A 12873-nucleotide genomic window follows, 5' to 3' on the forward strand; every position below is an offset into this window, starting at 1 on the left:
CTTGGTCGCCGCCTGCACCGGCGCGGCCAGCGGCCGGAAGCGGCGCAGGCCCACCGCCTCGCGCAGGCGCTGCAGCAGCGGCGCGGCCTGGGCGCGCGCCTTGGCGGCGCCGGCCATCAGCACCGCCTCGATCTGCTCTGGGTGGGCCATCAAGGCCTCGTAGCGCGTGCGCATCGGGCCGATCTCGGCGTCGATCAGCTCGAACAGCTGCTGCTTGGCCTCGCCCCAGGCCAGGCCGGCGCGCAGCGCCTCGCGGAAGGCCTGGCGCTGCGCGGGGCTCGCGAAGGCGTCGTAGATCTGCACCAGGTGCGAACCCTCGGGCTCCTTGGGCTCGCCGGGCAGGCGCGAGTCGGTGACGATGCGGGCGATGGCTTCGCGCAGACCCTTGGCCCCGCCCTCGAACAGCGGGATCACGTTGTCGTAGCTCTTGCTCATCTTGCGGCCGTCCAGGCCCGGCAGCAGCTCCATCTCCTCGTCGATGCTGGCCTCGGGCAGCACGAAGAAGTCCTGGCCGTCGCCAAAGAGATGGTTGAAGCGCTGGGCTACATCCCGGGCCATCTCGATGTGCTGGGCCTGGTCCTTGCCGACCGGCACGCGGTGAGCGTTGAACATCAGGATGTCGGCCGCCATCAGGATGGGGTAGCTGTACAAGCCCATCGTGATGCCGGCGTCGGCGTCCTCGCCGGCCGCCACATTGGCGTCCACCGCGCCCTTGTAGGCATGGGCGCGGTTCATCTGGCCCTTGGAGGTGACGCAGGTCAGCAGCCAGGTCAGCTCGGGGATCTCGGGGATATCGCTCTGGCGATAGAAGGTCACGCGCTCGGTGTCCAGGCCCGCAGCCAGCCAGGTGGCAGCAATCTGCAGGCGCGAGGCCTCGATGCGGCCGGGCTCGTCGCACTTGATCAGCGCGTGGTAGTCCGCCATGAAGAAATAGCTCTCGGCACCGGCCTCGCGGCTGGCGGCGATGGCGCGGCGCACCGCGCCGACAGAGTTGCCGAGATGCAGGGTACCGGTGGTGGTGATGCCGGTCAGAACGCGCAGGGTCATGGTGGTGATCGGGGGTCGGGTGTGGGCCGGATTAGACAAAGTCGCTCGGATTGCCGCCTATTCTCCCAGCAAGCGCGCCGCGCTCGGCTTAGGATTCGCCAAAACACCCGTCCACCCCGATGACACCTCTGTTGCTGGTCAGCGCCGCACTGCTCGCCATGCTGGGCGGCGCGCTGCTGCTCCTGTGGCGGCAGGAACGCAGCCTGCGCTATGTGCGGCAATGGGGTTGGAGCTGGATTCTGCTGGCCCTGGGCCTGGGCGGCGGTCCGCTGCTGCAGGACCTGTTCGAGCCGGGGGCGGCGCGCAATCTGCAGGCTTTCGCGGCCTCGGCGGCGGTGATGGGCTCGCAGCTGCTGCAGCTGGCCGGCGCGCTGGACTACCGCGGCCGGCGGCTGCGACTGATGCAATGGCTGCCGGGCTTCGTGCTGCTGATGTGCGTGCTGGCGGCGCTGGGCTCGCGCGAGATGAGCCAGGCGGTGCTGATGGGCGCGCTGGTGCTGGGCCTGGGCGCGCTGGCCAGCGCGGCGATTCTGTGGCGCGCCAGCCAGGGGCTGGAGCGCTGGGTCAGCGCCGGCTTCGTCGCGGTGGCCCTGGTGCACGCGACCGGCCCGCTGCTGGACCCGCAGGGCCGCTCGGTCATCACCTACAGCCTGGGCCTGATCGTGCAGACGGCGCTGGGCCTGGGCCTGATGCTGCTGTCGGTGAGCCGTGCCCATGGCCAGGCACGGCGCCAGGCCGAGCGCTTCACCCGGCTGGCCGAGCATTCGCTGCAGGGCCTGGTGGTGCTGCAGGACTACCGGGTCGTCTACGCCAACCCGGCGGCGCGACGCATGTTCGGCCACGACCCCGAGCGCGACCGGCCCGGTGAGACCGCGCTGGCCGAGCTGGTCTCGCCCGATCTGCGCGAGGCTGCGCGGCAGCGCCATCGCGCAGTGCTGGCCGACCCGCAGGCTCGCATCGAATGGGAGGGGCCGCGGCTGGGTTTCGACGGCCGGCTGCTCCATGTGCGCGGTCTGTCCAGCCATCTGGACTGGGACGGCCAGCCGGCCGAGCTGCTGGTAATGGTTGACGACAGCGAGCGCCAGGCCGCTCTCGAAGCCTTGCGCCGCCAGGCCCTGCACGACGAGCTGACCGCGCTGCCGAACCGCAATTTCGCGGTCGAGCGCCTGCAGCAGCTGACGCGGCTGGGCGCTCCGCCGTTCGCGCTGGTCTCGGCCGATATGGACCGCTTCCAGCTGATCAATGAGTCGTTGGGCCATGCGGTCGGCGATGCCTTGCTGCAGGGCATAGCGCAGCGCCTGTGCGCCGAGCTGCCCCACAACGCGACGGTGGCGCGGCTGGGCGAGGACCAGTTCGTGATGCTGGTCGAGGGGGCGCCGGGGCGGGCCGAGGCGCTGGCCTTCGCCGAGCGGCTGCTGGCGCTGATGGAGCGGCCCTTCGCGGTCGACGGGGCCGAGCTGTTCGTCCATATGTCGGTCGGCGTGGCGCTGTTTCCGCAGGACGCGGCCGACGGCCCCGGCCTGCTGCGCGCCGCCGACTCGGCGATGCACCGGGCCAAGGCGCGCGCCGGCGCCACCTACGCCTTCTTCGACGCGGCGATGAACCGCGCCGCCCAGGCCCGCATGGAGGCCGAGCAGGCGCTCTCGCGGGCGCTGGAGGAGGGCCAGTTCCGGCTCGACTACCAGCCCAAGATGCTGGCGGTCTCGCGCGAGCTCTGCGGCTTCGAGGCGCTGGTGCGCTGGCAGCGGCCGGGCATCGGCCCGGTCAGCCCGGCCGAGTTCATCCCGGCGGCCGAGCGCACCGGCCAGATCCGCGCGCTGGGCACGCTGATCATCGCGATCGCGACCGCCCAGCTGCGCCAGTGGCTGGACCGCTTCGGCCGGCTGCTGCCGGTGGCCATCAATGTCTCGCCGCTGCAGTTCGAGGATCCGGAGTTCGTGCCGCAGCTGCTGGCCGCGCTGGAGCGCCAGCGCCTGCCGGCGGCGGCGCTGCAGATCGAGATCACCGAGAGCGCGGCGATCGGCCATGTCGAGCGGGTGCTGCCGCAGCTGGAGCGGCTGCGCGCGGCCGGCGTGCTGTGCGCGCTGGACGACTTCGGCACGGGCCAGTCCTCGCTGACCATGCTGCGCCAGCTGCCCATCCATGCGATGAAGCTGGACCGCAGCATGATCGAGCCGCTGCCGCGCCAGGACGCCAGCGCGGTGGTGCAGGCGACCTGCGCGCTGGGCCATTCGCTGGGGCTGGAGATCATCGCCGAGGGCGTCGAGACCGAGGAGCAGGCCATGGCCGTCGAGGCGCTGGGCTGCACCCAGCTGCAGGGCTACTACCTGAGCCGGCCGCTATCGGCCGAGCGCGCCACCGAGCTGCTGCGGCGCTTTGTCGACCTCCATCCGCCGCTCAATTCCTAGTGCGGGCCATCAGCTCGCCGAGCCGGATCGCGCCGCCCGGCTGCCAGCCGGGATTGAAGTCCAGGGCCTGGCGCTGCGGGAACAGCATCACGACGGTGGAACCAAGCAGGAAGCGGCCCATCTCCACGCCTTGCTTGAGCACGACCTGACCCTCGGGATAGGCCCACTCGCGCAGCTGGCCGGGGCGCGGCGGATTGACCTGGCCATGCCAGACCGTGGCCATCGAGCCGACGATGGTGGCGCCGACCAGGACCATCACAAAAGGCCCGGCCTCGCCCTCGAAGACGCAGACCACCCGGTCGTTGCGGGCGAACAGGCCCGGCACGCCGCGCGCCGTGGTCGGGTTGACCGAGAACAGCGCGCCGGGCACATGGATCATGCGCGTCAGGCGGCCGTCGCAAGGCATGTGGATGCGGTGGTAGTCGCGCGGGCTCAGGTAGAGATTGGCGAAGAAGCCATCGCGGAACTGCGCGGCCAGCGCCGCGTCGCCGCCGACCAGGGCGGTGGTCGAGAAGCCGTGGCCCTTGGCCTGGAAGATCTGATCGCCGGCGATCGCACCGAACTGGCTGATGCCGCCGTCCACCGGGCAGATCAGCGGGCCATCGGCCAGCGGCCGCGCCCCCGGCTTGAGCGCGCGGGTGAAGAAATCGTTGAAGCTCACGTAGCTGGCGATATCGGGATCGGCCGCCTCGGCCATATCGACCCCATAACGCGCGACAAAGCGCCGGATCACGGCCGTCGTCAGCGCACCCAGGCGCGCCGAGGCAAACAGGCCCGCCAGACGGGTCAGCGCCTGCTTGGGCATCAGGTACTGCGGCAATACGGCCAGACGGTCGGACACGGGAAATACCCCAGCTCAGTTCGGAAGGTGCGGGATTGTAGGGGGCGTGGTCTCGAAGCTGGGCGTCGCTCGCCGCCCGACAGGTGTGTATCAATTTCTGTATGATGTGTACGCCACCCGAAGACGAGGCCTCTCATGCGCACCAATATCGTGATTGACGACAAGCTGATGACGGCAACGCTGAAGGCGACCGGCATCAAGACCAAACGTGAGGCTGTGGAACTGGGTTTGCGGACCCTGCTCCGGCTGAAACAGCAGACCGAGCTGCGCAAGCTGCGTGGAAAGTACGAGTGGGAGGGCGATCTTGACGCGATGAGGCGGGACGCATGATTCTTGTCGATTCCAGCGTCTGGATCGACTTCTTCCGCAACCAGCCCACACCGCAGGCCGAGTGGCTGGACAGTCATCTCGGCCATGAAAGCCTGGTGATGGGCGACCTGATCCTGGCGGAGGTCTTGCGCGGGTTCAAGGATGAGCGTGGTTTCAACGAGGCTCGTCGCCTGCTTGGCCGGCTGGAGCAGGTCTCGCTCTGTGGAGAAGACACGGCGGTGGAGGCGGCGCGCAACTTCCGCAAGCTGCGTGCACGCGGGGTGACGGTGCGCGGCACGATCGACGTGATCATCGCCACACGCTGCTTGACCGATGGGCTTGTGCTGCTTCACAGCGACCGCGACTTCGACGCCTTCGAAGAGCACCTCGGCCTGCGCGTGGTGCATTGCGGGGTCTGAACGGCCGGTCCCGCTACCATTGGCGGCGCGCTTCCTCCGTCCTGCCTCTACCCCATCCATGCCCTGCACCGAAATCCACAGCTCCTTCTACCGCTTCGTCGCGCTGAGCGACCCGGAGGGCGTGGCGGCGCGGCTGCGTGAGCTGGTGGCCGTGGGGCTGGGCGGCAATATCCTGGTTGCGGCCGAAGGCATCAGCGGCGCGGTGGCCGGCGAGCCGGACGTGCTGCAAGCCTTCGAGGCGGCGCTGCAGAGCGACCCACTGTTCGGGGGGGCCTTCGCCGGCCTGGTGTTCAAGCACAGCGCCTGCGCGACCCGGCCGTTCACGCTGATCAAGGTGCATGTGAAGCCGGAGATCGTTGCCTTCGGTGTGCCGGGCGTCAGCGGCCTGCCGGCACCCGAGCGACCCGACACCCATGTGGCACCGGCGCGCTGGCGCGAGCTGCTGGCTCGGCCCGATGTGCTGGTGCTCGACAACCGCAACAGCTTCGAGTTCAAGCTCGGCCGCTTCGCTGGTGCCATCGATCCGGCGGTCACGCATTTCCGCGATTTCCCGGCCTATGTGAACGAGTATGCCGAGGCCTGGAAGCGCGAGGGCAAGACCATCGCGATGTATTGCACCGGCGGCATTCGCTGCGAAAAAACCGCCGCCTGGATGCAGGACCAGGGTCTGCAGGTTTACCAGCTCGACGGCGGCATCCTGAACTACTTCCAATCGATGCCCGAGCCCGAAGCCGATTGGCAGGGCGAATGCTTTGTGTTCGACAAGCGCATCGCGATCGACACCCGGCTGCAGGAAACCGCGACCAGTGCCGAGCAGGTCTATGCCGAGGAGCCGCCGTGGCGGCTGGCGCGCGCCAAGCGCCTGGACCCGGACGGTTGATAATCGGCGCCAGTTTCCGTCCCTCTTGCCCGCAGTCGAAAGCCCCCGCGCCCCATGTCCAATCTGATCGTCCACGGCGGCACCCCTTTGAAGGGCCGCATCACTCCCTCGGCCAACAAGAACGCGGTGCTGCCCATCCTGTGCGCCACGCTGCTGAGCAAGCAGCCGATCCGGCTCAAGGGCGTGCCCGAGATCACCGACGTCAAAAAGATTCTCGAGGTGTTCCGCAGCCTGGGCAGCACGGTGGCGGTGGACTTCACGACCGGCGTGCTCGATGTGCACCACCGCGACACGCACTTCGACCCGGCCGTCGACCGCCTGCCCGAGGAGATGCGCAGCTCCATCATGCTGGTGCCGGGCCTGATGGCGCGCTTCGGTGCCGCCCGTATCGAGGACGATGTCAAGGGCTGCACCCTGGGCGCGCGCGAGATCGACCCGCATGTCGAGGTGTTCGAGCGCTTCGGCGCTGCGGTCGAGCGCCACAGCGATGGCCTGCTGGTGCAGGTGGGGCATCCTGGGGACAGCGGCGCGAGCAAGCTGCGCGCCAACAGTCACTGGACCGACTACGCCTCGGTCACCACCACCGAGAACTTCGTGCTCTGCGCCGCGCTGGCCGATGGCCGTTCGACGCTGATGAACGCCGCCTCCGAGCCGCATGTGCAGGAGTTCTGCGAGTTCATGCTGATGCTGGGCGCGAAGATCGAAGGCCTGGGCACGTCCAAGCTGACAATCACCGGCGTCGATGCGCTGCAGGGTGGCGAGTTCACCTTCGCCGAGGACTTCCACGAGATCGTCACCTTTCTGGCCCTGGGCGCGATCACCGGCGGCGATGTGCAGGTCAAGAACTCGACGCCCGAGCAGTTCCCGCTGATCGACCGCACGTTTGCCAAGTTCGGCGTGCAGATCATCCACGAGGGCGGCTGGTCGCGCGCGCAGCTGCTGTCGCCGGACGGCAAGCTCAAGGTCAAGGAACCCTTCACCCGCAACATCCTGCAAAAGGTCGAGGCCGCGCCCTGGCCCTATTTGCCGGTCGACCTGCTGCCCATCTTCGTCGCGCTGGGCGTCAAGGCCGAGGGCAGCGTGATGTTCTGGAACAAGGTCTATGACGGCGCGATGGGCTGGACCTCGGAGCTCAGCAAGTTCGGCGCCCACGCCTTCCTGTCCGACCCGCACCGCATGGTCACCTTTGGCGGCAAGCCGCTGGCCGCCGCCGAGGTCGAAAGCCCCTACATCATCCGCGTCGCGATCGCGCTGCTGATGGTGGCGGCCAGCATCCCCGGCAAGTCCACCATCCGCAACGCCACGCCGATCCGCCGCGCCCACCCGCACTTCGCCGAGAACATCGGCCGCCTGGGGGCCCGCATCGAATGGGTGGACGGCGACTGAGGCATGGGCACACGTGGCCGTCCGGCCCTGGCACTGGTCCTGGCACTGGTCCTGTCACTGCCCGGTAGCGGTGCGGCCGCAGGCGACTCCGCCTCGCTCCGCTGGTTCATCCAGCATGCGCCGCCGCACTTCAGCTATCTGCCAGGCCCGGTCCCCAACTCGCCTCGGGAACTGGCCGGCGGCGAGTCGGCCGGCTTTTTGCGTCTGCTGTCCGAGCAGCTGCCGCAGTACCACCACCAGTTCTTCGATGCCTCGCTGCCGCGCTACGAGGCCATGCTCAAAAGCGGCGAGACGCTCTGCTCGGTGCTGCACAAACGCACGCCGGAGCGCCTGCGCGACCGCTACTTCACCCCGCTGTTCCCCTGGCAGACCTCGCACCAGTTGCACCTGGTGTTGCGCCGCGACACCCTGCCGCTGCTGGCCGACCTGGGTCGACCGGTATCGCTGGCGGCCGTGCTGGCACGCCAGGACCTGCGCGGCCTGCTGATGCGCGACCGCTCCTATGACGCCACCATCGACCGCCTGTTGCTGGAGGCCGGCGCTGCGGCACCGCCGCGCATGGTGGCCGGTCGCGCCGGCAATCTGCTGAGCATGTTGCGAGCCAAGCGCATGGACTACACGCTGGAGTTCCGCGCCAGCCTCGATGAGTATGTCAACAACGAAGCCGGTGCAGACCTGGTGGCGCTGCCCTTGGCCGAAGTCGGCGGCCCCCCGCTGTCCTATGCCTCCTGCAGCCGCAACCCGGCTGGGCGCCAGCGCATCGAAGCCATCGACGAGGCCGTACGCCGGCTCGCACGCGAGCCGCAGCGAGAGGCCTGGATACGACGCTGGCGCCACGAAACGCAGGACCCCCAGGACCGGCAGCGCCTGCTGCGCTATCTGGACGAGCGCGCGCGGAGCGGCCCGCAGATCGAATAATGAGCCGCCCACCCAAGCCGGCTCTGCCCATGCTCGACGGGATCAGCGCCAGCGCACTGGCCCTGCAGCCGGGGCCCTGGGCCTTGCTGCTGGACTGCCTGGCCGAGCGTCTGCCGCTGGTATCGCGTGACGACTGGCGCGTGCGCATGGCCGCCGGCCAGGTGCTGGACGAACAGGGCCGGACCCTGCCGCCCGAGACACCTTATCGCGCCGGGCGCCGCGTCTTCTACTACCGCCAGCTGGCGGCCGAGCCGGAGATTCCCTTTGCTGAGACCCTGCTGTTCCAGGACGAGCAGCTGCTGGTGGCCGACAAACCGCATTTCCTGCCCGTCACACCCAAGGGCCGCTATGTGCAGCAGACCCTGCTGACGCGGCTGAAGAAGCTCAGCGGCATCGCGACCCTGACACCCGTTCACCGCATCGACCGCGAGACCGCCGGCCTGTGCCTGTTCGCCGTGCGACCCCAGGACCGCGACGCCTACCAGCGCCTGTTCCGCGAGCGCGCGGTCGAGAAGGTCTACGAGGCCATCGCTGGCTACAGGCAAGACTTGACTCTGCCACTGCGCTACCGCAGCCGCCTGCAGGAACGCGCCGATGCCTTCATGCAGATGGCGGAGGTGGCCGGCGAGCCCAATGCCGAGACCCATATCGCGCTGCTCGAGCGCCTGAGCGACAGCCTGGCCCGCTACGAGCTGCGGCCCAGCACCGGCCAGAAGCACCAGCTGCGCGCACAGATGAGTGCGCTAGGCCTGCCCATCGTCGGTGATCGCATCTATCCGGTCCTGCTGCCCGAGCAGGCAGAGCCCGACTACACCCGGCCGTTGCAGCTGCTGGCGCGCGAGATCGCGTTCACCGATCCGGTCACCGGCCAGGCACGCTGCTTCCGCAGTACGCGCACACTCAACCCCGCAGCAGCAGCGCCCGGCTGAACTGCAGAAACTCGTCCAGATGGGCGGTGATCACCTTCACCGTGATCGGCAGCAGCAAGGCCTGGTAGTCGTGAACCGCGATGTTCCGGAAGCCGACCATGGCCTTGAGCGCGTCGGCCAGCGAGGGCTCGATCCATCCCGCTTGAGCCAGCAGGGCAAACACATCGCGTGCGCTTTGCGGCACGCCCAGACGCTCGCGGCGCACCAGGTGCTGGCCCATGTCCAGCGCAGCCTCGCAGGCGCGCTGGATGTTCAGGATGGCGGCATCCTGGCGGGTGAAATCGCTGGCGAAGCCGGCACCGGCCGCCGCATATTCCTCGCGCGCCCGCGCCACGCAGCGCTCTATCGTCGCGGCCTTGTTCAGCAGCACGTCATCGGCCATAGACCCTGCCCTCCCTGGCAATATCGGCGAGCAGGCCCGCGCGGGCGGCATCCAGCTCGGTCTTCTCGCTCAGCACATAGCATTCAAACAAGCCGGCGGCCAGGCCATCGGCCCAGAGTCGCCGGCCGGTGGTGAGCACCTGGTACTGCATCACCGTGCTGGCCGCGCGCAGGTCCAGCAGATCGACGGCACAGGCCGCCGTTTCGGCCAGCTCGCCCGACAAGGTCCACAGCTGCACCGGGTCGGCATAACCGGCCACCAGCACGGCCAGGTCGAGGTCGCTGTCGGGCCCGGCCGTGCCCTGCACGCGGCTGCCGAAGGCGTAGATCGCCAGCAGACCCGGCAAGGCGGTGCGCAGCCTGCTCACCAAGGCCTCGGCCCGCTGAGAGTCCAACGTGAATTCGCTCATGGCCTCATTCTCTCAGCAGCGCCGCCAGCGCCTTCGCGTCCAGCACCGTCGCCTCGTGCTGGCCTTCGAGGATGCCGTCGGCCAGGCCGCGCTTGTCGCGGTGCAGCTCGATGATGCGTTCCTCCACCGAGCCGGCCGTCACCAGGCGGTAGACCGTCACCGGGCGCTGCTGGCCCATGCGGTGGGCACGGCCCATGGCCTGGTCCTCGGCGGCCGGGTTCCACCAGGGGTCGACGATCAAGACATAGTCGGCCATGGTCAGGTTCAGGCCGAAGCCCCCGGCCTTCAGGCTGATCAGGAAGAGCTCGCCCTCGCCCTTCTGGAAGGCCGCGACGCGCTTGGCCCGTTCGGCCGCAGGCGTGCTGCCGTCCAGGTACTGGTAGGCCAGGCCCATGCCGTCCAGCCGCTCGGCCAGCAGCTTCAGGAAGTCGGTGAACTGGCTGAACACCAGGGCCTTGTGGCCGCCGGCCACCAGCTCCTGCACGATGTGCTCGAACTCCGCCATCTTGGCGCCGACCAGGCCGGTCTCCGGCGCCACCAGGCGCGGGTCGCAGGCGGCGCGGCGCAGCCGCATCAGCTCGGCCAGCACCTGCATGGGCTTGCCTTCGCTGCGCTCGACCTGTTCCTGGGCCTGGCGGCGCAGCGCCTCCAGAAAGCTGCGCTCCTCGCTGCCGGGCTGCACCAGATGGACGATTTCGGTGCGCGGGGGCAGGTCTTGCAAGACCTGGGCCTTGGTCCGGCGCAGCAGAAAGGGCGAAACCAGGCGGCGCAAACGCGCTCGCACCGCCGCATCCTGCTGGCGCTCGATGGGGCCGGCAAAGCGCTCCTGAAACTGCGGCGCCGATCCCAGGAGCCCGGGGTTGATCAGATTCATGATGGACCACAGATCGGCCAGCCGGTTCTCGACCGGCGTGCCCGACAGCGCCAGCCGGAAGCCGGCCTTGAACTCGGCCACCGACTTGGCTCGCTTGGTGGCGGCATTCTTCAGCGCCTGGGCTTCGTCCATCACCAGCGTGGCCCAGGCCTTGTCGGCGAAGCGCTCAGCATCGATCTGGGCCAGCGCATAGGAGGCGATCACGATATCGCCCGGCCCGGCCTGCTCGATCTGGGCGGCGCGCTCGCCGTCCTCGCCATACAGCATGCAGCGCAGACCCGGCGCGAACACTCCCGCCTCGGCCAGCCAGTTGGCGCAGACCGAGGTCGGCGCCAGCACCAGGGCCGGGCCTTGTTCAGCGCGGGCGATCAGCAGGGCCAGGGTCTGCACCGTCTTGCCCAGGCCCATATCGTCGGCCAGGCAGGCACCCAGGCCGGCATGGGCCAGCCGCGTCATCCAGGCATAGCCTTCCAGCTGATAGCCGCGCAGCTCGGCGCGCAGGCCCGGCGGTGCGGCCGGCTGCAGCGCGGCAGCCTCGGCCAGCGCATCCATGCGCTCGCGCCAGGGCTTGTCGCCCTCGACGGCCATGCCCTCCAGCGTCTCGTCCAGCCAGCTGGCGCCGGCCCGGGGCAGTTGCAGCTGGTCCTTCTTCGCAAGCGCCAGCGCATCGAGATCGCGCAGTTGCTGACGCAGCTGCTCGCTGAGGGCCAGGTATTGCCCCTCGCCCAGGCTGACGAAGCGGCTGCGCGAGGCCCGCGTCAGCGCCATCAGCTGCTGCAGGCTCAGCACGCGCTGCTCATCGACCCGCGCCTCGCCGACCAGGCCCAGCCAGTCGCGCCCGCTGCTGACCTGCACGCTCAGACTCGCGCTGTCCAGCGGTTTGACGCGCAGCGGCTTGCCCTTGGGCCAGTCCAGCGCGGCCACGCCGGGCAGGCCCGGTAGCAGCTCGACCGCACGCAGCGCCAGCTCGGCATCGTCGAGCAGCCAGGGCGATTCGGGGCCTAGCTCGGGGTCCAGAAAAGGCAGGGCCTCCAGCACCGCAGCGCGGTGCGCGCTCTCCGCCGCCAGATCGCGCTCGGTGGCCAGGCTGACGCCCTCGTGCATGCACATCAGGCGCGAGCGGCCCTGGCCCGGGGTCACGGCCGGGCCGAAGGCGCCGAAGGGCTGGGCCACCAGCTGCAGCTGCAGGCCCTCGCCCTGCGGCATCAGCTGGGCCCGCAGCCGGCTGTCGCCTGCGACCAGCTGGCCGGCCGCTGCATCACTGTGCAGCTGGAAATGCGCGCTGAGCACCTGCAAGGCCGCGCCCAGCTCGGCGCCGGCGCTGGCCGGCACCTTCCAACCCTGGGCCACCAGCTCGGCGACGCGGCGCTGCGGCGCGCCTATGCGTATCAGCCGCGCGCGCTGCGGGCCGTCGCGCAGCACCCGCAGGCTGTTGCGCTTCTCGATCTCGGTCTCGTAAGTCGTGCCCTGCCAGTCGATCAGTTGCGGCGGCTCGGAAGCGCTCAGCGGCGGATGGATGCGGAACTCGAACTGCTCGCCGCCCTCGGGCGCGGGCCGGCGCAAGACCTCCAGCTCGGGCTGGGCCTCGACCAACTCGACCCATTGGCCCGGCGCGTCGGCGAACATTACGGCTGGATGACCAACCAGCGCGATCGCCGCCTGCGTGACATCGATCTGATAGGTATGCGTACTGCCATAGGCCGGCCGCTCCAGATGGCGCAGCACCGCGTTGTCGCGGGCGTCGTGGCCACCCGACTTCTTCAGCTTGGCCCAGCCCACGGGCTTGAGCTTGAGCTGGCCGCGCGCGCCCTGGCTGCGCTCCAGCGCCTGCACGCTCTGCACCCGGCCCAGGCCGTCCAGCGTCAGCTGCCAGGCCAGCTCGGTCGGCGCGGGCGCCGGCTGGAGCGCCGCGCTACGGTCCAGTGCGACGATGGCCGCCAGCGCATCGCGCCAGGGCTCGCGCGGCGCGCTCAGAAAGCTGGCCGGCTGTGGCAGGCCGGTCAGATCGAGCTGGGGTTCGCCCAGCTCCAGGCGTCGCAGCGCGCCGGCCACCAGGGCCGCCAACCAGAGC

12 protein-coding genes are annotated in these 12873 nt (G+C 69.6%); 7 read left to right on the forward strand and 5 right to left on the reverse strand.

What is annotated here, in order from left to right:
• A partial coding sequence (locus tag PO768_RS06500) for a tryptophan--tRNA ligase (protein ID WP_272645409.1) occupies positions 1-1047 on the reverse strand: 1047 nt, incomplete at its 3' end.
• 119 nt (positions 1048-1166) lie between these two features.
• Here PO768_RS06500 and PO768_RS06505 point away from each other — a divergent pair.
• Positions 1167-3455, forward strand: a complete 2289-nt coding sequence (locus PO768_RS06505) for a putative bifunctional diguanylate cyclase/phosphodiesterase (RefSeq protein ID WP_272645410.1) — start codon at positions 1167-1169, stop codon at positions 3453-3455.
• Here the strand turns inward: PO768_RS06505 and asd are convergent.
• Positions 3445-4296, reverse strand: coding sequence for an archaetidylserine decarboxylase (gene asd, locus PO768_RS06510; protein WP_272645411.1), 852 nt, complete (start codon positions 4294-4296; stop codon positions 3445-3447). The two genes, PO768_RS06505 and asd, sit on opposite strands and share 11 nt — an antisense overlap.
• 135 nt (positions 4297-4431) lie before the next feature.
• Here asd and PO768_RS06515 point away from each other — a divergent pair, with 135 nt between their 5' ends.
• The 6 genes from PO768_RS06515 to PO768_RS06540 are packed head-to-tail and all read left to right on the forward strand — an operon-like array spanning position 4432 to position 9137.
• Positions 4432-4626 (forward strand): type II toxin-antitoxin system VapB family antitoxin, encoded by a 195-nt coding sequence (locus PO768_RS06515; RefSeq protein ID WP_137945508.1) that lies wholly within the window; start codon positions 4432-4434, stop codon positions 4624-4626.
• Complete coding sequence (gene vapC, locus PO768_RS06520) at positions 4623-5024, forward strand: type II toxin-antitoxin system VapC family toxin (RefSeq protein ID WP_137945509.1); 402 nt, start codon at positions 4623-4625, stop codon at positions 5022-5024. The genes PO768_RS06515 and vapC overlap by 4 nt, the downstream gene beginning before the upstream one ends.
• 58 nt (positions 5025-5082) lie before the next feature.
• Complete coding sequence (gene trhO / locus PO768_RS06525) at positions 5083-5904, forward strand: oxygen-dependent tRNA uridine(34) hydroxylase TrhO (protein WP_272645412.1); 822 nt, start codon at positions 5083-5085, stop codon at positions 5902-5904.
• Positions 5905-5958: 54 nt separating this feature from the next.
• Entirely contained in the window at positions 5959-7290 is a 1332-nt protein-coding gene (locus tag PO768_RS06530; protein ID WP_272645413.1) for a UDP-N-acetylglucosamine 1-carboxyvinyltransferase, read from the forward strand.
• 3 nt (positions 7291-7293) lie between these two features.
• Positions 7294-8208 (forward strand): hypothetical protein, encoded by a 915-nt coding sequence (locus PO768_RS06535; protein WP_272645414.1) that lies wholly within the window; start codon positions 7294-7296, stop codon positions 8206-8208.
• Between the two features lie 29 nt (positions 8209-8237).
• Positions 8238-9137 carry a pseudouridine synthase gene (locus PO768_RS06540; protein ID WP_272645415.1) on the forward strand — a complete coding sequence of 300 codons (900 nt, stop codon included), beginning with the start codon at positions 8238-8240 and terminating at the stop codon, positions 9135-9137.
• On the opposite strand, the gene hepT is transcribed toward PO768_RS06540, so the two are convergent.
• The 3 genes from hepT to PO768_RS06555 all read right to left on the reverse strand — a co-directional run.
• On the reverse strand, positions 9109-9519 hold the full coding sequence (gene hepT / locus PO768_RS06545) for a type VII toxin-antitoxin system HepT family RNase toxin (protein ID WP_269839441.1): 411 nt from the start codon (positions 9517-9519) through the stop codon (positions 9109-9111). The two genes, PO768_RS06540 and hepT, sit on opposite strands and share 29 nt — an antisense overlap.
• Positions 9509-9928, reverse strand: coding sequence for a type VII toxin-antitoxin system MntA family adenylyltransferase antitoxin (mntA, locus tag PO768_RS06550; protein ID WP_262968685.1), 420 nt, complete (start codon positions 9926-9928; stop codon positions 9509-9511). The genes hepT and mntA overlap by 11 nt, the downstream gene beginning before the upstream one ends.
• Before the next feature lie 4 nt (positions 9929-9932).
• Positions 9933-12873 (reverse strand): DEAD/DEAH box helicase (locus tag PO768_RS06555; RefSeq protein WP_272645416.1); only part of this gene is annotated, 2941 nt, incomplete at its 5' end.

The sequence above is a fragment of the Paucibacter sp. XJ19-41 genome (assembly GCF_028462495.1).
GTDB lineage: Bacteria > Pseudomonadota > Gammaproteobacteria > Burkholderiales > Burkholderiaceae_C > Roseateles_E.